General features: G+C 71.7%; 17 protein-coding genes. 8 read left to right on the top strand and 9 right to left on the bottom strand.

What is annotated here, in order from left to right; all coding sequences use genetic code 11:
* The first annotated feature begins 93 nt into the window (after positions 1-93).
* From NZH93_RS22210 to NZH93_RS22200, 3 genes are all read left to right on the top strand, one after another.
* The gene (locus tag NZH93_RS22210) at positions 94-675 is read left to right on the top strand and encodes a DUF4240 domain-containing protein (protein WP_259625079.1); all 582 of its coding nucleotides are present in this window, start codon (positions 94-96) and stop codon (positions 673-675) included.
* 114 nt (positions 676-789) lie between these two features.
* On the top strand, positions 790-1,977 hold the full coding sequence (locus tag NZH93_RS22205) for a site-specific integrase (RefSeq protein WP_259625078.1): 1,188 nt from the start codon (positions 790-792) through the stop codon (positions 1,975-1,977).
* A gap of 375 nt (positions 1,978-2,352) precedes the next feature.
* Positions 2,353-3,933, top strand: a complete 1,581-nt coding sequence (locus NZH93_RS22200; protein ID WP_259625077.1) for a M4 family metallopeptidase — start codon at positions 2,353-2,355, stop codon at positions 3,931-3,933.
* Between the two features lie 60 nt (positions 3,934-3,993).
* On the opposite strand, the gene NZH93_RS22195 is transcribed toward NZH93_RS22200, so the two are convergent.
* From NZH93_RS22195 to NZH93_RS22180, 4 genes are all read right to left on the bottom strand, one after another.
* Positions 3,994-4,503, bottom strand: a complete 510-nt coding sequence (locus NZH93_RS22195; protein WP_259625076.1) for a GNAT family N-acetyltransferase — start codon at positions 4,501-4,503, stop codon at positions 3,994-3,996.
* A 65-nt stretch (positions 4,504-4,568) separates the two neighbouring features.
* Positions 4,569-5,258 carry a histidine phosphatase family protein gene (locus NZH93_RS22190; protein ID WP_259625075.1) on the bottom strand — a complete coding sequence of 230 codons (690 nt, stop codon included), beginning with the start codon at positions 5,256-5,258 and terminating at the stop codon, positions 4,569-4,571.
* 96 nt (positions 5,259-5,354) lie between these two features.
* Entirely contained in the window at positions 5,355-6,176 is an 822-nt protein-coding gene (locus tag NZH93_RS22185; protein ID WP_259625074.1) for an undecaprenyl-diphosphate phosphatase, read from the bottom strand.
* Complete coding sequence (locus NZH93_RS22180; protein WP_259625073.1) at positions 6,173-7,222, bottom strand: LLM class F420-dependent oxidoreductase; 1,050 nt, start codon at positions 7,220-7,222, stop codon at positions 6,173-6,175. The genes NZH93_RS22185 and NZH93_RS22180 overlap by 4 nt, the downstream gene beginning before the upstream one ends.
* Positions 7,223-7,352: 130 nt before the next feature.
* Between NZH93_RS22180 and NZH93_RS22175 the strand changes: the two genes are divergently transcribed.
* Complete coding sequence (locus NZH93_RS22175) at positions 7,353-8,330, top strand: aldo/keto reductase (protein WP_259625072.1); 978 nt, start codon at positions 7,353-7,355, stop codon at positions 8,328-8,330.
* 70 nt (positions 8,331-8,400) lie between these two features.
* On the opposite strand, the gene NZH93_RS22170 is transcribed toward NZH93_RS22175, so the two are convergent.
* Positions 8,401-9,465 (bottom strand): M48 family metalloprotease, encoded by a 1,065-nt coding sequence (locus NZH93_RS22170; protein WP_259625071.1) that lies wholly within the window; start codon positions 9,463-9,465, stop codon positions 8,401-8,403.
* 193 nt (positions 9,466-9,658) lie between these two features.
* On the opposite strand from NZH93_RS22170, the gene NZH93_RS22165 reads away from it, so the two are divergent.
* Together NZH93_RS22165 and NZH93_RS22160 are read left to right on the top strand one after the other, a co-directional pair.
* On the top strand, positions 9,659-10,630 hold the full coding sequence (locus NZH93_RS22165) for a YncE family protein (RefSeq protein ID WP_259625070.1): 972 nt from the start codon (positions 9,659-9,661) through the stop codon (positions 10,628-10,630).
* Positions 10,627-10,839 carry a DUF5703 family protein gene (locus NZH93_RS22160; protein WP_259625069.1) on the top strand — a complete coding sequence of 71 codons (213 nt, stop codon included), beginning with the start codon at positions 10,627-10,629 and terminating at the stop codon, positions 10,837-10,839. The genes NZH93_RS22165 and NZH93_RS22160 overlap by 4 nt, the downstream gene beginning before the upstream one ends.
* A 403-nt stretch (positions 10,840-11,242) precedes the next feature.
* Here NZH93_RS22160 and NZH93_RS22155 read toward each other — a convergent pair whose 3' ends face one another.
* The 3 genes from NZH93_RS22155 to NZH93_RS22145 form a co-directional block, all read right to left on the bottom strand.
* Positions 11,243-12,388, bottom strand: a complete 1,146-nt coding sequence (locus NZH93_RS22155) for an SWIM zinc finger family protein (RefSeq protein WP_259625068.1) — start codon at positions 12,386-12,388, stop codon at positions 11,243-11,245.
* Positions 12,385-15,090 carry an SCO1167/SCO6262 family helicase gene (locus tag NZH93_RS22150; RefSeq protein ID WP_372506742.1) on the bottom strand — a complete coding sequence of 902 codons (2,706 nt, stop codon included), beginning with the start codon at positions 15,088-15,090 and terminating at the stop codon, positions 12,385-12,387. The genes NZH93_RS22155 and NZH93_RS22150 overlap by 4 nt, the downstream gene beginning before the upstream one ends.
* A 321-nt stretch (positions 15,091-15,411) precedes the next feature.
* A complete protein-coding gene (locus NZH93_RS22145) occupies positions 15,412-16,002 on the bottom strand; it encodes a PadR family transcriptional regulator (protein ID WP_259625067.1) in 591 nt (196 codons plus the stop codon).
* A gap of 67 nt (positions 16,003-16,069) precedes the next feature.
* Between NZH93_RS22145 and NZH93_RS22140 the strand changes: the two genes are divergently transcribed.
* Both NZH93_RS22140 and NZH93_RS22135 read left to right on the top strand, forming a co-directional pair.
* Positions 16,070-16,558: a GNAT family N-acetyltransferase gene (locus NZH93_RS22140; protein ID WP_259625066.1), complete on the top strand. Its 489-nt coding sequence runs from the start codon at positions 16,070-16,072 to the stop codon at positions 16,556-16,558.
* A 33-nt stretch (positions 16,559-16,591) separates the two neighbouring features.
* Positions 16,592-17,749, top strand: a complete 1,158-nt coding sequence (locus NZH93_RS22135) for a winged helix DNA-binding domain-containing protein (protein ID WP_259625065.1) — start codon at positions 16,592-16,594, stop codon at positions 17,747-17,749.
* Here NZH93_RS22135 and NZH93_RS22130 read toward each other — a convergent pair.
* Positions 17,746-18,465, bottom strand: a complete 720-nt coding sequence (locus NZH93_RS22130; protein WP_259625064.1) for a hypothetical protein — start codon at positions 18,463-18,465, stop codon at positions 17,746-17,748. The two genes, NZH93_RS22135 and NZH93_RS22130, sit on opposite strands and share 4 nt — an antisense overlap.
* Positions 18,466-18,468 lie beyond the last annotated feature (3 nt).

The raw sequence follows: 18,468 nt of genomic DNA, 5'->3' as shown, positions 1-18,468 counted from the left end.
CCCGCCCACCCCCACCACGATCACCCGATCGAGCGAGCACGACCGGCGCCGGAACAAGATCGACTGTCGGACCCGGCCCCTACCGTCGACACCATGGACGAAGCCACCTTCTGGACCCTCATCGACCGCTCCCGCGCCGACACCCGTGACCAGGACGAGCGCCTGGCGTGGCTCACCACCCACCTTGCGAGCCTGCCCCCACCCGACATCGCCGACTTCCAGGTCCTCCTCGACCACATCCGCGGCCGCGCCGACACCTGGCAGCACTGGGGCGCCGCCCACCTCGTCCTCGGCGGCTGCTCCGACGACGGCTTCTTCTACTTCCTCGCCTGGCTCGTCGGCCTCGGCCACCCGCGCTTCACCGCCATCGCCGCCGACCCGGACGCGCTCGCCGACCTCGACGTCGTCCAACGGCTGGCCACCGCCGACCTGGACACCTGGCCCACGGGCGACCTGCCCGACTGGGAGGCGCTCGACTACGTCGCCCGCGAGGCCCACCGACGGCGCACCGGCGACCACGACGGCCTCGACACCGACCTGGCCGCCCGCGGCCACGCGCCCATGGTCGGCCCCGACCCCGACGGCGACCCGTGGGACTTCGACGCCCTCCCGGAACTGCTGCACCGCCTGCCCCGGCTCAGCGCGCTCTTCGCCGACCGCATCGCCCACGGCTAGCCCTGGCGTCGGTGCGGGTTTTGGTTGTCGTGGAGAGTCGTCACCACTCGAAGAAGTTGACCTTTGGTCAATACTGAAGCAATAGAATCAATCAACGCTGATAGGGTTGATCACGTGACCGCGGACCGCCTGCCCGAGCCCGTGCGCAGCGCGCTGGGCCGGGTCAACCACGGCGTCCTGGTCGACTTCGCCGAGCTGGAGGCGGTGCGCAGGCGGTTCGACGAGGACCAGGCCTCCTCCCTCGCGGCCTACCTGCACGCCGCCCAGTCCCCCAACACGCTGCGCGCCTACCGGTCGGACTGGGTCGCCTGGTCCGCGTGGTGCGCGGCGGAGGGCCGCACGTCGCTGCCCGCGGACCCCCTGGACGTCGCCGTGTACCTGGCGACCGCGGCGGACACCCTCAAACCGGACGGCGCCCCGGCGTTCAGCCCGTCCACGCTGGACCGTAAGTCCGCCGCCATCGCCGCGGTGCACGCGGCGAACGGCCTGCCCTCCCCCACGCGCTCCGACGTCGTCCGGCTGACGCTGCGCGGAATCCGGCGGGCCCGGCGGTCGCTGCCCAGGCGCAAGCGGCCGGTGCTGCTCCAGACCCTGGAGGCCCTGCTCGCCGAACGGCCCGAGCCGGGCTGGCCGACCGGGGTCGCCCGCAGGCGGGACGCGCTGCTGCTGCTCGTGGGGTTCGCGGGCGCGCTGCGCCGCGGTGAGCTGGCGGGGCTCGCGCTGGAGGACGTGACGGTCGACGTGGACGCGCGCAGCGGTGAGCCGCTGCTGCTGGTCGGGCTCGGCGTCACCAAGACCGACCAGACCGGGCAGCACCAGCAGCGGGTCGTCCTGCCGCGCGGGTCGCGCAGGCCGACGTGCCCGGTGTGCGCGTTCGCGGACTGGGTCGACCTGCTGGAGGTCCACCGGGAGGGCGGGCACGCCGCGCTGCTGGAGCTGCTGTCGGCCGAGTCGGCGGCGGAGCCGTCGGTGCACCGCTGCCACACCTACCGGCAGCCCGCGTCGGCGCGCGGTCCGCTGTTCCCGTCGGTGAGCAGGCACGGGCGGCTGGGCGCGGTGCCCATGTCGGGTCGGGCGGTGGCCGACCTGGTGCAGCGCTACGCCGAGCGCGCGGGTCTGGACCCGACGCTGTTCGGCGGCCACTCGCTGCGGGCGGGTTTCGCGACGCAGGCCGCGCTGGGCGGGGCGAGCGACCGCGAGATCATGCGGCAGGGCCGGTGGGTGAACCCGCGCACCGTGCACCGCTACATCCGCACCGCGAACCCGCTGGAAGACAACGCCGTGACCCGACTGGGGCTCTGAAAACCGCGATCGTGCGTGATCGGGTGACCACTGGCAGTCATTAACTATAAACACGTGCAAGACCAACGGACTGCACCGGACGGTTCAGCGTGATTGGTTCTCCCGCCCGATTGTGCCATTTGTTTCCCCGATGTTCCCGGCTGTCCTGAACTGGCGTTTTATTCGAAACTCGGACGTCTCGGACAGGCTTGACCAGCAGGATTGCTCAGAATCTGAAGAGTTCCCACATCGTGGGAGAAGATTTACCCATGCAGGAGCGGCAATAACATCGATTTGCTGGTCAACACGGTGTTGGCCGAGATGTTCCTCGGTGTTCGTCCATTCGCGACTGTCGCGGGCGGTGCGGACATCCCCTGCACTGGAACAGGAGCGTCCATGAATCGCACGACCCTGGGCTACGCGGCCCTGGTGTCCGCCGCCCTGGTGACCGTCGGTGGCCTCACGGCCACGGCGGCACCTCAGGCGGCCGCGGACTCCCCCGCCTCGCTCGACCGCACGGGCACCCTGAGCCTCGCGGCCGCGCAAGCCGGAACGGTGAGCACCGCACTGGGCCTGAGCAGCCAAGAGCAGCTCGTGGTCAAGGATGTCGTCACCGACCCCGACGGCAGCAGGCACGTCCGGTACGACCGCACCTTCGACGGCCTGCGGGTCGTCGGCGGGGACCTGGTCGTGCACCAGTCCAAGACCGGGGCGATCAGCTCCGTGGACCGCGCGACCGACGCGGCCCTGACCGTCTCGACCACGCCCGCCATCGCCGCCACCACCGCGGCGTCCACGGCACGCGTGGCCAAGACCGACGCGAGCTGGACGAAGGCCGAACCCCGGCTCGTGGTGTTCGCCATCGACCGGGCGCCGACCCTGGCGTGGGAGGTCGTCCTCACCGGGACCAAGGCCGACCAGTCGCCGAGCGAGCTGCACGTCTACACCGACGCCGCCACCGGCGAGGTGCTGATGAGCGAGGACCGGGTGATGCACGTCGAGGGCACCGGTGTCAGCCAGTACAGCGGGACCGTGACGTTGCAGACGACCCAGTCCGGGTCGACCTACCAGCTCAAGGACCCGCAGCGCGGCAACCAGACGGTCAACAACGCCAACAACGGCTCCGGGACCGGGACGCTGTTCACCGACGCCGACAACAGGTGGGGCAACGGCGCGATCAGCGACAAGGCCACCGCCGGTGTCGACGCCGCCTACGGCGCGGCGGTCACGTGGGACTACTACAAGAACGTCCACGGCCGCAGCGGCATCAAGAACAACGGCGTGGGCGCGCTGAGCCGCGTGCACTACGGCAACGCCTACAACAACGCCAACTGGAGCGATAGCTGCTTCTGCATGACCTACGGCGACGGTGTCGGCAACGCGAAGCCGTTGACCGAGCTGGACGTCGCGGGTCACGAGATGTCGCACGGTGTCACGTCGGCGACCGGCAACATGGTGTACTCCGGTGAGCCGGGCGGCCTGAACGAGGCCACCAGCGACATCTTCGGCACCACGGTCGAGTTCAGCGCCGACAACGCCAGCGACGTCGGCGACTACCTGATCGGCGAGAAGATCGACATCCGGGGCACGGGCGCTCCCCTGCGGTACATGGACAAGCCGTCTCGGGACGGCAGGTCGGCGGACTACTGGTCCTCCACCGTGGGCGGCCTGGACGTGCACTACTCCTCCGGCATCGCCAACCACTTCTTCTACCTGCTCTCGGAGGGCAGCGGCGCCAAGACGATCAACGGTGTCGCCTACGACAGCCCGACCTACGACGGCCAGCCCGTCACCGGGATCACCCGCGCCAAGGCCGAGAAGATCTGGTACCGGGCGCTGACCACGAAGTTCACCTCCAGCACCAAGTACGCCGCCGCGCGCACCGGCACCATCGCCGCCGCCACCGAGCTCTACGGGGCGGGCAGCGCCGAGGTCGCCGCGGTGACCAGGGCGTGGGCCGCGGTCAACGTCAAGTAGTTCCCGGCGCTTCCGGGGCCCGGACCGCACTCCCCTGCACGGTCCGGGCCCCGGCACGTCTCACCCCAGCGGCGCCCACCAGTCCTCGCACCGGATCCACGTCCCCTTGGGGTACTCGAAGTCGTGCTCCCCGCGCCACGCGAACCCGGCCTTGCGGCACACGCCGACCGACGCGGTGTTCACCACCGGCGGGAACGCGTGCAGCTCCTCGCGGTCGCCCTCGGCGGCGGCGATCCGCGCGACGGCCACCGCGGCCCGCGTCGCCACCCCACGCCGCTGGAACCCCGGCAGCACGTGCCACCCGGTCTCGTACACCGGCGTGCCGTCCCACTCCTTCTCCCAGAACCCGATCGACCCCGCCACCACCGAGTCCGGCCCGAGCAGCACCACGTACATGCGACCCGCCCCGCTCGCGGACAGCTCCACGTACCGGCGGTGCCGGTCGACCACGGCCTCCTCCGACTCCGGTCCCCCCAGGTGGGCCAGCATCTCGGGCGTGTTCTGCGCGCGCAGCAACCCCAGGTCGCCCTCGGCCCACGGCCTCAGGCAGATCGCGTCGACCTCCGTCATGGCCCGGACCCTAGGACGGGGGTCCGACATTTCGTCCGTACCGCCGTTCGGGTGAGGGCCGGGCCCTACGCGGCGCCCGCGCCACCGCCGACGACGGCGTCGGAGGACGGCTTGTGCTCCGGGGGCGGGACGATGCCCGCGAGGTCGCCGCCGTTGTCGTTGGAGCGCAGCACGAAGGGCCTGGTCTCGGTGTACTGGACGACCGACACCGACGCGGGGTCGACGACGATGCGCTGGAAGCCGTCCAGGTGCACGCCCAGGGCGTCGGCGAGGACCGACTTGATGACGTCGCCGTGGCTGCACGCGACCCAGACGGCGCGGGGGCCGAACTCGGCGGTGACGCGGGCGTCGTGGGCGCGGATGGCGGCGACGGCCCTGGCCTGGACGGTGGCGAGGCCTTCGCCGTCGGGGAAGACCGCGGCGGACGGGTGCTGCTGCACGACCGTCCACAGGGGTTCCTCGAGCAGGTCCTTGATGGCGCGGTTGGTCCAGCTCCCGTAGTCGACCTCGGCGAGGTCGGGTTCGATGACGGCGGTGAGGCCGCGGTCGGCGAGCAGCGGGGCGAGGGTCTGGCGGCACCGGTCCAGGGGGGAGGTGACGACGGCGTCGACGGGGATGCCCTTGAGGCGGTCGACCAGTCCGAGGGCCTGGGCCTCGCCCTTCTCGCACAGGGAGACGCCCGGTGCGCGGCCGGCGAGCACGCCGGAGCCGTTGGCGGTCGAACGGGCATGTCGCAGGAGGATCACGGTGGCCACGAGGCACCACCCTAGCGGTGCGCCGCCCGGCTCCCCTGGGCCGGACAGCGTGATGGCCCGGAACCGCGGTGGTTCCGGGCCATCACGACGGGTGCGTCAGTTGGCGGGCAGCAGGTTCATCGACAGCAGGCCCATGAGGACGATGCCGAGCATGACCCGGTACCAGACGAACGCCGAGTAGCTGTGCTTGGAGACGTACTTGAGCAGCCACGCGATGGTGGCGTAGCCGACCGCGAACGCGATGATCGTGGCCACGATCATCTGCGGCACGGAGGCGTCGTTCGGGCCGCGGTCCAACACGTCCGGGATGCTGAAGATGCCCGCGCCGAACACGGCGGGGATCGCCAGCAGGAACGAGTAGCGCGCCGCGGCCGCCCGGTCGAGCCCGAGGAACAGGCCTGCGGTGAGCGTGCCGCCGGAGCGGGAGACGCCGGGGATGAGCGCGAGGGCCTGGGCGAGGCCCATGCCGACGGCGTCCTTCATCGTCAGCTCCGACCGCGAGTGCTTGGCGAGCTGGTCGGCGAGGCCGAGCAGCAGGCCGAACACGATGAGCATCGTGGCCGTGATCCAGAGGTTCCTCGCGGACGTGCGGATCTCGTCCTTGAGGAGGTAGCCCAGCACGCTGATCGGGATGGACCCGATGATCACGTACCAGGCCAGCCGGTAGTCCTTCTCCTTGCGCGCCTCCGCGCTGAAGAGGCCGCGGAACCAGGCGGAGATGAACCGCCCGATGTCCTTGGCGAAGTAGATCAACACCGCCAGCTCGGTGCCGAGCTGGATGACCGCCGTGAACGACGCGCCCGCGTCGTTGCCGAAGAACAACGTCGACGTGATCCGCACGTGCGCCGACGAAGACACGGGTAGGAATTCGGTAAGTCCTTGAACCAGTCCGAGGACCAGAGCCTGCAACCAGCTCAACTACCCACTCCTGCCAGATCCAGAGCTTCCACCGCGGTGCGCAGCCCCGCGATTCCCTGCTCCAGATCTTGCAGCATCGGCGTGATGGTCAACGTGGTGACCCCGGCTTCGGCCAGTGCCTGCATCTTCTCGGCGATCCGCTCCTTGGTGCCGAGCAGCGAGGTGGCGTCCAGGAACTCCACCGGCAGGGCCGCCATCGCGCCCGCGTAGTCGCGCTCCAGGTACTTGTCCTGGACCTCCTGGGCCTCCTTCTCGAAGCCCATGCGGGTGGCGAGGTCCTTGTAGAAGTTCTGCTTGCGGCTGCCCATGCCGCCGACGTAGAGCGCCGAGTACGGGCGGACCTGGTCGGCCAGCGCGCGCCAGTCGTCGCCGACGAACAGCGGCGAGGTCGGGACGACGTCGAAGCCCTCCATGGTCTTGCCCGCCTTCTCGCGCCCGGCCCTGACCGCGGCCAGCGACTCCCCGGAGTGCTCGGGGGAGAAGAACAGCGCGAGCCACCCGTCGGCGATCTCGCCCGTGAGTTCGAGGTTCTTCGGGCCGACGGCGGCGAGGTAGATCGGGATCTCCTCGCGGACGGGGTGCACGGTCAGCGTGAGCGCCTTGCCGGGGCCGTCGGGCAGCGGCAGCGCGTAGTGCTGCCCGTCGTAGCGCAGCTTCTCGCGGCGCAGCGCCGTCCTGACGATGTCCACGTACTCCCGCGTGCGGGCAAGCGGCTTGTCGAAGCGCACGCCGTGCCAGCCCTCCGACACCTGCGGCCCGGACACGCCGAGGCCCATCCGGAAGCGGCCGCCGGACAGGGTGTCCAGCGTCGCGGCGGTCATCGCGGCCATCGCGGGCGTCCGCGCGGGGATCTGGAGGATGGCGCTGCCGACGTCGATGCGCTCGGTGTGCGCGGCGATCCACGACAGCACCGTGGGCGCGTCCGAGCCGTAGGCTTCGGCCGCCCACGCCACCGAGTAGCCGAGCCGGTCGGCCTCCTTGGCCAGTTCGAGGTTGGCGGCGTCGTTGCCGGCGCCCCAGTATCCGAGGTTCAGTCCCAATCGCACGCGCCGACCGTACCGATCGGTAACAACATTCGGCGCCACCGGGGCCTGTGACGCCGGTCACGCTCGGCACGGGTGGTGAAGATCCACGATGCTCCCAGCTCAGCGCCGTCACAGCCCTTACGCTCGCCCGGTGGAACACCGACAGCTCGGCCGCAGCGGCCTCCGCGTCTCCAGAATGGCGCTGGGCACGATGACCTGGGGCCGCGACACCGACGCCGACGAGGCCGCCACCCAGCTCATGGCCTTCACCGAAGCGGGCGGCACCCTCGTGGACACCGCCGACGTCTACGTCGAAGGCGAGAGCGAACGCATCCTGGGCGGCCTGCTCGGCGAAGTGGTCCCCCGCGACGATCTCGTCATCACCACCAAGGCCGTCGCCCGCCGCAACGAAGGCCCCTTCGGCGGCGGAGCCTCCCGCGGAGCCCTCCTCGGAGCCCTCGACGGCTCCCTGCGCCGCCTCGGCGTCGACCACGTCGACCTCTGGCAACTCCACGCGTGGGACCAGTCCGTGCCACTGGAGGAAACCCTCTCCGCCCTCGACGCCGCCACCGCCTCCGGCAAGGTCCGCTACGTCGGCGTCTCCAACTACTCCGGCTGGCAGCTCGGCACCGCCGCCACCCTCCAACGCGCCCTGCCCGGCCGCAACCCCCTCATCTCCACCCAGGTCGAGTACTCGCTGCTGGAACGCGGCGTCGAACGCGAGGTCGTCCCCGCCGCCACCCACCACGGCCTCGGCCTGCTCCCCTGGGCCCCGCTCGGCCGCGGCGTGCTCACCGGCAAGTACCGCAACGGCACCCCACCGGACTCCCGCGGCGCCTCCTCCCACATGGCGGGCTACGTCGAGCAACACCGCACCGACCGCGCCTCCCGCATCGTCCAGGCGGTCGTCACGGCCGCCGACGGCCTGGGCACCTCCCCGCTGTGCGTCGCCCTCGCCTGGGTCCGCGACCGCCCCGGCGTCGTCTCCCCCGTCGTCGGCGCCCGCGACACCAACCAGCTACTGGGCGCGCTCGTCGCCGAGGACCTCACCCTCCCGCCCGCCATCCGCGCCGCGCTGGACGACGTGAGCACCATCGAGCTGTCCTACCCCGAACGCCCCATGGGCTAGCAGGCACTCCCCCGTTCCCGTGGCCCGGTGGCCGACCTCGACCACCGGGCCCTTCCACGTCCACCCGCGCTCACGCCTGCGAGTCGACCATCCGCAACCACTCCAGCACCCCCGGAACCCGATCGTCCAACCACGTCGCGAGATCGGCGGCCACCGCGATCGACTCCGAGGTGCGCAGGTGCTCGGCCAGGTACTCCACCAACGACTGGATGCGCAGCAGCGGCGGCGGATGACACCCCGCGAACGGCACGACCAGCCCCGTCGCCTCCGCCAGCACCGCCACCACCTCGTGCAGCGCCAACACCAGCAGCACCGCGCCCACCAGGTACGGCTCGACCGCGTCGCGCTCCCACGGACTCACCCCCACCAGGCTCGACAGCATGATCCCCGCCGCGAGGCGATCCGCCTCGTACTCCCGCGGCCACCCCACCGCCTGCATGTCCAAAGCCCCCACCGGGGTGTTCGCGTCGGTCTGCCGCCACGACGCCAGCAGGTGCCCGGCGTGCACGTGCGCCATCTCGTGCGCCACGACGAACTGCGTGGCCCGCCGAACCATCAACCGCAGCAGGTCCAGGTGCTGACCCGCCAGGTCCGGCAACGCGCGCGCCCCCACCGCGCCGTTGCCGAACAGGTGCGCGTTGAACACCTCCGCCAACGCGGGCGCGGCGAACGGCGGCTCCAGCAGCGGCGCCTCACCGAACGACGACCGCGACACGATCATGATCTTCAACACGTCCGGCACCAGGTGCAGCAGACCGCTGTCCACGAGCACCAGCACCCCCGTCCCCGGCATCGGACGGCACAACCCGTTCATCGACCCCGTCGGGAACACCCCCGCGAAGAACGGCGTCCGCACCGCCCGCCCCGCCATCTCCGCGAGCTCGAACAACTCACCCGACTGCTCGTCCAACACGTCCTGCGACGCCCGCAACTCCGCCACCGAATACGCCTCGGGACGCAACCGAACCGCACCCAACCGGTGCAACCTCGCAGGTACCGGCTCCGCCGCCACCTGCGACCACGTGTGGTAGCGGTCGCCGCGACCCAACCGCCCCCGCCCCACCACCAACCCGTCCGCGACCCGGTGCTGCCGGAGCAGCTCGACGTGCCTGTCCCGCAACGCCGCGACCGTCATCACACACCTCTCTCGCCTACTCCGATGGTCGCGCGCCGAGCACCCCCGCTACGCCCAACGGGCGGTTATCACCTTCGTGGACCAACGAGAACACCCGCCCCCCGGCGTGACCACGACCGTTTCGTCGTGGATGCTGGAGGGGCGTTTCGCGAATGGGGTACCGGGGTCACCCGGCCGCTTGGGAGGTTCCACGTTGCGTCGACTGGCCGCTGCACTGCTCACCGGGGCGGTGATGGTCGGTGGCTGCGCCACGAGCGAGGAGCCCAACGACCCGCTCCAGGTCGCGGCCACCCTCGTGGCGGCGACCCCCGCCCCCTCCCCGGACCCGGCGGCCACCCCCGCGGGCACCGTCCTGCCCGCGACCGGCAACGCCACCGCCCTCGCCTTCACCGCGGGCACCCTCGCCGTCGCCGTCCAGGACCCGCCGTCCGTGCGCCTCTACACGCTGCCCGACCCGAACCCCAGGACCGTCGCACTCCCCGGCCCCGCCGCCCGCCTCGTCGTCACCGGCGACCGCGTCGAAGCGACCATCCCCACCAGCGGCGTCGTCATCAGCGTCAACCCCACCGACGCCACGACCACCAGCACCACCGTCGACGGCGGCCCGGTCGACGTCGCGGCACTCGGCGACAAGACCGTCGTCGCCCAGCGCGACACCCGCTCCGTCCGCGTCGGTGACCACCAGGTCGGCCCCGTCACCAGCCCGGACCAGGTCCTCGTCGTCAACGGCCACATCGTCGTCCTCGACCGCCTCCGCAGCGCCGTCTTCGACCTCGACCCCACGACGGACACCCTCGGCGCCGGCCTGCGCGCAGGCGACGGCGCCACCAACGCCGTCACCGACCGCTTCGGCCGAGTCCTGGTGACCGACACCCGCGGCGGCGAACTCCTCGCCTTCACCGCGAACCCGCTGATCATGCGTCAGCGCTACCCCGTACCGGGCGGCCCCTACGGGCTCGCCTACGACCCGCGCACCGACCTGGCGTGGGTGACGCTCACCGAGAAGAACGAAGTGGTTGCCTACCACGTCGCCGGTGGCGAACCGGTCGAGAAGTTCCGGTTCCCCACCGTCCGCCAACCCGATTCGGTGGCGGTCGACCCCAGTAGCGGGCGGGTGTTCATCGCATCCGCGGACGGCCAAGGGATACAGGTGATCTCGCCGTGAACGAAGGAGTGACCGACGGGGATTGGGAGTACCGGCCGCTGCGGCTACCTCCCGGCGTCTCCCGAAGAACCGCAGCGACCCAACTGGGCACCCTCGCGGAGTTCGCGGGCTGGGAACTCTCCCGCGTACTCCTCTACGGCGACGGCACCCGCAAAATCTGGCTACGCCGCCGCCGCACAGCCACCACCATGCCCGGCGTGAGCATCTAACAGCCCCTACACCCCCACGCCCAGGCCACCACGACCTGAGCGTCCTTCCCACGCCCCCACCCGCCGCTGGGTGCCCGATAGCGCGGCGGCACAGCCCAGGCATTGGCTTCGCCGTGCCTGGGCTGTGCCTGGGCTGTGCCCAGGTGGGTTCAGGCTAGGTGAGCCGGCGCCCGAGGCGTGGGCTTGTGGGGGCGGTGCTCGGCGGGTGGGCCCAGACCGGACTTGGCGGGCTGCTCGGTAGCCAGCGTTGTTCGGTGGCCGGAGCGGTGGTCACTGTTGGGGCGTCGTCGAGTGGTGTCTCCTGTCGGTGGGTTCGGGAGCGGGCGGGCCAGGTGTGTGTCTGGCCGTTACCGGGTGGTTGAGGGTTGGGTCACCACGCCTGTGGTACCACGGGTGTGGTGGTTCAGGTCATCAGGTCGGAGAGTGCTGCTGCCGGGTCTCGGTCTGGTGGGCCCGCCGGCCACCAGACGCCCTGCTCCTCGCGGTACGGGTACCAGCGGCCGTCTTGGCCGAAGCGGAGTTGCAGGCCCTCGGCCTCGACCGTCCAGCGGTTTCGCCACACCGTCGCCACCGGCAGTTCCTCGCCCTCCCACGCTCGACGCGCCCTGGCCGTCTCCGCCTTCGACGGTGACCACGGGGTGTCGAGGACCGTCAGTGCCGCCGAGCCCCCGTAACCCCAGGCGCGCATCGCCCGCGGCAGGCCTGGACCCACCGCGGCGAGTCTGGCGGTCAGCCCAGGGTCGGCGACGGTGCACGCCATTCGGACGCGGTCGTGCCACTCGTCCAACACGGGCAGCTCGCCGGTCAGCAGCAACTCCCGCGCCCGCGCCGCCGCGTCGGCGACCAGCCAGCGCAGTGCTTCCACGTCCACACCCTCCACCGGGTCGAACTCCGGCAGCGGGCCCAATGCGGCCAGTGGTGGCGGAGCGGGCAGCGGCACGACCGGCGCGGCGAACACCTCCGTGGCCGGGACACCGACCGACCGGGGCTCCTCGGTGTCGCTGAGCTGGAGTTCGGCCAACACCTCGGCCTGCTCACGCCCCCGCAGGAGCAGCAGGACCCACGGGTCCGCGTCCAGCAACCACGACGCCTGCGTGCACAACGCCGCCGCGTGCCGACACGGCAACTCCCAGCCGGGACAGGTGCACTCCGGATCCAGGTCGCCGATCCCCGGCAGCAACTGCACACCCGCGTCGTCCGCCGCGGCCACCAGGTCGTGGGGCACGTCCCCGTCGATCAACGCGGCGATGTGCCCCGCCTTCGCCGCGACCTGCGCCAGGAACCTCCCCCACTCCGCGTCCGACAACGGCGTGAGCGACACCGACGTCCGATAGGTGTCCTCGGTGTCGTAGACCGCCGCAGCCAACCTGCCCGGACTCACGGTGATCGTCCCCACCACACCCGCGACGGCGAACCTCCGCCCCAACCGCATCTGCCCCTGGTCGAGCGAGGTGTCCTCGACCGCCTGCACCCACGCCTTCCCCCACCACGTCCGAGCCCGACGCGGCCCCTTCGGGAACGCCGGATACCCCCGCACCCGATCGGTCATCGCCCACTCCTCAGCTCGACCAGGTCCGCCAGCTCCGCGTCGGACAGCTCCGTCAACGCCGCCTCCCCGCCCGCCAGCACCGCGTCGGCCAACTGCCGCTTCGCGGCCAACATCTCCGCGATCCGGTCCTCCACCGTCCCCTCCGCGATCAACCGGTGCACCTGCACCGGCCGCGTCTGACCGATCCGGTACGCGCGATCGGTCGCCTGGTCCTCCACCGCCGGGTTCCACCACCGGTCGAAGTGCACGACGTGATCCGCGCGCGTCAGGTTCAACCCGGTGCCCGCCGCCTTCAACGACAGCAGGAACACCGGCACCTCCCCCTCCTGGAACCGCCGCACCAGCGCCTCCCGCTTCGCCACCGGCGTGCCGCCGTGCAGGAACTGCGTCGCCACTCCCCGATCCGCCAGGTGGCGCTCGATCAGCCGCGCCATCGCCACGTACTGCGTGAACACCAGCACCGCGCCACCCTCGGCCAGGATCGTGTCCAGCAGCTCGTCGAGCAGCTCCAACTTCCCGGACCGCCCCACCAACGGCGGAGCGCTCTCCTTCAGGTACTGCGCCGGGTGGTTGCAGATCTGCTTCAACCCGGTCAGCAGCTTCACGATCAGCCCGCGCCGAGCCATGTCACCACCGCTCGCGCCCGCGATCTCCGCCATCAGCTCCCGCACCGTCGCCTCGTACAGCGCGGCCTGCTCACGGGTCAACGCCACCGGCTGGTCCGTCTCCGTCTTCGGCGGCAACTCCGGCGCGATACCGGGATCGGACTTCTTCCGGCGCAGCAGGAACGGCCGCACCAACCGGCTCAACCGGTCCGCGACCTCACCGTCCGCGTCACCCTCGATCGGCTTCGCCCACCGCGACCGGAACGACGCCAACGACCCCAACAGCCCCGGCGTGGTCCAGTCCAGGATCGCCCACAGCTCCGACAGGGTGTTCTCCACCGGCGTGCCCGTCAACGCCACCCGCGCCCGCGACGGGATCTTCCGCAACGCCTTCGCCGTCCCCGACCTGGGGTTCTTCACGTGCTGAGCCTCGTCCGCGACCAGCAGCCCCCACTCGACCTCACCCAACCGGGCCGCGTCCAGCCGCATCGTGCCGTACGTCGTCAGCACGAACCCCGACCCCACCCCCTCCAACGACCGCGACCCGCCGTGGAACCGCCGCACCTCCACCCCCGGCGCGAACCGCCTGATCTCCCGCTCCCAGTTCCCCAACAACGACGCCGGGCACACCACCAACGTCGGACCACTCGCCCGGTGCAGGTGCAACGCGATCAACGTGATCGTCTTCCCCAGCCCCATGTCGTCGGCCAGGCAGCCACCCAGCCCCAACGACGTCATCCGCGCCAACCACCGCAACCCGCGCAACTGGTAGTCGCGCAACGTCGCCCGCAGCTCCGCGGGCTGCGCCACCGCCTCCGCGCCCTCGTCCGGCGCCTCGATCCGCGCCCGCAGCGCCTCCAGCCACCCGCTCGACGCCACCGGCACCAGCTCACCGTCGACCTCGGCCGTCCCCGTCAGCACCGCGCCCAACGCGTCGATCGCCGTCAACGGCTTGATCGACCGCTCCCGCGCCCGCCGCGCCAACTCCGGATCGACCAGCAGCCACTGGTCGCGCAACCGCACCACCGGCCGGTGCGCCTCCGCCAACCGGTCCATCTCCTCCTCCGTCAGCGGATCACCACCCAGCGCCAACTGCCAGTCGAACCCCAGCAGCCGACCACCCCCGAAGAACGACGGCACGTCCGACGGGGGAGCCTGCCCCTCCACCACCGCCCTCGACGTCAGATCCCGCACCAGGTCCTTCGGCCAGTGCAGGTCCACCCCCACACCCGCGAGCCTGATCGCGCCCCGCACCAGCAGATCGGCCACGTCCTCGTCACCCAGCTCGACCTCCGCGGGCACCGATGCGTCCAGCAACTGCCCCAACGGCGCCCACGCCCGCGCCGCCCGCCGCACCGCCACCGCCGCGTCCAACCGCGCCCGCCCCGCCGACCGATCCGCCCACAACCGGTCCGCGTCCACCACCAGCGACGGATCCGCCAGGCTGTGCACCTGCACCACCGCCCGGAACCGACCCGTCACGAAGTCGCCCTCGATCCGCAGCGAGATCCGCACCCCCCGCTCGGCCCACGACCTCAGGTGCGGCACCCTCTGCGGCGCCACCGCCGCGAACACCGGAGCACCCGCCGCGTGCACGGCCGCCGCACCCCGCGGCATCCCGTCCGCCACCGCGTCGATGAACCCCCGCACCAACGCCTCGGCGTCCGCCAGCTCCGCGGGCTCCCGACCCGGCAGCGGCACCGCCCTGGCCTGCGCGGGCATCGACGCCGCCAACGCCCGGACGACCTCCACGTCCATCGTCTCCAACGGCCCGACCCGCCACGCGTCGAACTCGCCCTCCGTCACCGACGGCAGCAGCCGACCGCGCGCCACGAGCTGCATCGCCACCACGACGGCCGTGCCCCAGAACGCCGCCGCCGGGTGCGCGTCGGCCGCGCGACGGGCCCGGCTCAGCACCGGCACCGCGTCGGCGACCGGGACCCGCACCGCGGGCACCGTCCGCACCCAGCCCTCCGCGTCCGCGATCGTCACCTCGCCGAACTCCCCCTCCGGCAGGTCCACCCCGTAGAACGCCACGGTCGACGTCCTCGGCGGATCAGCCGCCTCGAACACCGCCGCGCACCGTTCCAGCCCCACGAAAACCCTCCCGAGATCACGAGAATCCGACGGTGCCGACCGTCGGCCCCACCACGACGATCACCATCCCGTACAGCTCCGACAGTTCCGCCCGCCGACCAGCCCGATCCGGGCGCGGAGCGCCCTTACCGTGTCACCCGAGGGGGCGACAGAACTCCCACGCTGCCCCTGGTCGAGACGCCGAGCGCTCCCCCATCGGGTGAGAATGCGGAACGGCTCCTCCCCCGCGAACGCCAGCGACGAGTGTGCACGATCCACCCCGATGACTCAAACTTGAGTAAATGCACAAAACGTGTCCCCGATACCCACGGACACGAGCTCCTACGGGAAGCGCGCCAACGACGGGTCGTGCCAACTCCCGGCAGGACCGGGCGACTCCGGCTCACCCATCATCGGATAGGCACCCGACTCCAACCGGCCGATCAGCCCCAGCGTCCACGCCACGTCACCGGCCGCCGTGTGCTCCCACAGCCCGAACAGCTCCTTCACGTGCGCGGGCCGCCCCCACGACTCCCGCAGGTCGTGCGCGGAGTCACGCCTGCCCTCCAGCACCTCCAGCCGCTGCTTCAACAACCCGATCGCCTCCTCGCGGGTGAGCGACGGCAGCAGCGCCAACCCGGCACCGAGCATGTCCGGCCGCACGTCGGGCAGCCTCACCGCGTCCCGCAGCAGCCTCAGGTACTCGGCCTCGCCCTGGTCGGTCAGCCGGTAGTCCGTCCTGGCGGGCGGCACCAGCGACTCGGACAGGAACCCTTCCTTGGCGAGCTGCTTGAGCGCGTGGTAGATCGACCCCCACTTCACGTTCGCCCACTCGTCCGCGCCCCACGCCACGAGGTCGGTGCCCACCAGGTAACCGTGGGCGCTGCCGTAACCGCGCACCACACCGAGCACCAGCAGCCGTGTCGCCGACATCGAAGTCCCACCCGTTCGAGATGCGCCTGTCCGCGATCAGCGTAGATCCATCCGGCACGATGGCCCGATGCCCCACTCCGTGCGACTGACCCCGCTGACCGCCGCAGGCGTCGAACGGCTGCTGGCCGTCGCCGTGGCGGAAGCGACCGAGGAGGACGTCATGCCACCGGTCGACGAGCCGCCGGGCTGGTCGACCACGCGCCAGGAGGCCTTCCGCCGGTTCTACCGGCTGCACCAGGAGGTCATGTACGAGGTGGTCCTGGACGACCGGACCGTCGGCATGATCCGACTGACCCCGACCGCGCAGGACGGGGTCGCCGAGACCGGGATGTGGCTGGGGACCTCGACCAGGGGCAAGGGCGTCGGGGCGAGCGCACTGCTCGCCGTCCTCGACCGCGCGACAGAACTCAGGTGGACGACCGTCGTCGCCGACACCACACCGGAGAACACCCCCGCCGTCCGTGCGCTTGTCGGCTGCGGAGCGGCCGTGTCCCAGGTCGGGGACAAGGTGGTGGCGACGTTCGAGTTGGCGAAGACTGGTTTTGGTCAACACTGAAGCTATAGAGACCACTACTGATTGGACGGCAAGGTGGCACTCCCCCGGATCGACCAGCGCCAACGCCGGGCCCGGCTCGGCACACGACACCTCCTCGCGCCCTCGACGCACGTCGACGGCGTCGAAGAGGTCGCGGACGCGCTCGTCGCCGTGCACGCCACCGACCCGGCCACCGTGTACCTCTCCCTCGCGGCCAGGCTCCGGACACCGGGCCACGAACCCGTCGAGCGCGCGCTGTACGACGACGTGACGCTGCACCGCCTGCTCGCCATGCGCCGCACGATGTTCGTCGTGCCCGCCGACCTCGCTCCCCTGGTCAACGGCTCGACCGGCGTCACCATCGCGGCGAGGGAACGCGCGAAACTCCTCACCTACCTCGCCGACGGCGTCGGCTGGGACGTTCGACGGCTCCTCGAGGTCCAGCAGGCCGTCCTGGAAGCCCTGCGCGCCAGGGGCGAGGCGACGGCCGTGCAGCTCGGCCAGGACGTGCCCGCCCTGTGCGAACAGGTCGTCGTCGCCGCGGGGAAGCCCTACGAGACCAAGCAGAACGTCTCCAGCCGGGTCATCCGCATCCTGGCCTGCGACGGCCTCATCCGCCGCGCGCGGCCGCGCGGGTCGTGGATCAGCAGCCAGTTCCGCTGGACCACGGCGACCCCGTGGCCGGACCTGCCCATCGCCGACACCCAGGCCGAGCTGGCCCGCCGGTGGCTCGCCTCCTACGGCCCGGCGACGGTCGCCGACCTCAAGTGGTGGACCGGCTGGTCGCTCACCGCGACCCGCCAGGCGCTGGCGGGCATGGAGGAGGTCGAACTCGACGGGGGCACGGGGTACGTCGTGCCCGGCGACGCCGGACCGGTCGCGGAACCCGAGCCGTGGGTCGCGCTGCTGCCGGGACTGGACTCGACGACGATGGGCTGGCGCGACCGCGACTGGTACCTCTCCCCCGCTCACGTGCCGCGGTTGTTCGACACCATGGGCAACGCCGGACCGACCGTCTGGTGCGACGGCCGCGTCGTCGGCGGGTGGGCGCAGCGGGCGGACGGCGAGATCGTCTGGACCCTGCTCGACGACGTCGGTGCCGACGCCGAGGCGCTGATCGCCCGTGAGGCGGCCACCCTGGCGGGGTGGCTCGGGGCGGTGCGGGTGCAGCCGCGGTTCCGCACGCCGCTGGAGCGCGAACTGTCCCGTTAGGACAGGGCCGCGTCCAGCTCCGCGAAGAGGACGGTGGGTACGGGGCAGCCGAGCCGCACCCACAGCGCGCGCCCGACCCGCCAGGCGGCGCTCGGGGCCGTGACGTCCACGCTCGCCAGCAGGGCGGGTGGGAGTTCGGCCTCGGCGAGCCGGGACGGGGTCAGCCAGTGCTCGGTCGACCGCTCGGCCAGGCGCGCCATCCACAGCAGGTGACGGCGGACGTGCGCCATCGCGTCGGCCGCGCGCAGCACCTCTCCCCTGGCCGTGACGTGGTGGGCGAGCACCAGCCAGTTCACGAACCGACCGCACAGCTCACCCGCCTCGGGCAGGTCGGGCCGCAGCGGCACCGACTCCAGCACGGCCCGCAGCGCACCACGGCGGTCGACCACGACCATGTCGTCCACAGTGGCACCGCGAGCGGGCCACTCCCCCACGACGGCGACGTCCGCGGCGAAGTGGAACTCGCCGCGCACCAACCCCTGGAAGAACACGACGTCCGCGCCGAACTCGTTGCGCACGTGGTGGGTGACCGGCGCGATCCGCGAGCACCACTCCCGTGCGTCGATCTCCTCCTCGGAGAAGAACCAGAACTCGATGTCGCTGTGCTCGTCGCCGCTCCCCTGCGCGAACGAGCCGTAGCGCAGGACGGCGTCGAACCGCTCGTCGGCACGGCACAGGTCGACGACTCGCGCGATGAGGTGTTCCTGGGGCAGCACACG

Origin of the sequence: Umezawaea endophytica, from assembly GCF_025061645.1 — a bacterium.
GTDB lineage: Bacteria > Actinomycetota > Actinomycetes > Mycobacteriales > Pseudonocardiaceae > Umezawaea > Umezawaea endophytica.
Note: the sequence above shows the minus strand (reverse complement) of the source record. Positions and strands in the feature narration are given on the sequence as shown.

What these genes read in the sequence shown, in the direction of transcription:
- NZH93_RS22210 (WP_259625079.1), top strand. Translation starts at nt 94, where the DNA reads ATGGACGAAGCCACCTTCTGGACCCTCATCGACCGCTCCCGCGCCGAC.
- NZH93_RS22200 (WP_259625077.1), top strand. Translation starts at nt 2,353, where the DNA reads ATGAATCGCACGACCCTGGGCTACGCGGCCCTGGTGTCCGCCGCCCTG.
- NZH93_RS22195 (WP_259625076.1), bottom strand. Translation starts at nt 4,503, where the DNA reads ATGACGGAGGTCGACGCGATCTGCCTGAGGCCGTGGGCCGAGGGCGAC.
- NZH93_RS22170 (WP_259625071.1), bottom strand. Translation starts at nt 9,465, where the DNA reads ATGACGGTCGCGGCGTTGCGGGACAGGCACGTCGAGCTGCTCCGGCAG.
- NZH93_RS22155 (WP_259625068.1), bottom strand. Translation starts at nt 12,388, where the DNA reads ATGACCGATCGGGTGCGGGGGTATCCGGCGTTCCCGAAGGGGCCGCGT.
- NZH93_RS22145 (WP_259625067.1), bottom strand. Translation starts at nt 16,002, where the DNA reads ATGTCGGCGACACGGCTGCTGGTGCTCGGTGTGGTGCGCGGTTACGGC.
- NZH93_RS22140 (WP_259625066.1), top strand. Translation starts at nt 16,070, where the DNA reads ATGCCCCACTCCGTGCGACTGACCCCGCTGACCGCCGCAGGCGTCGAA.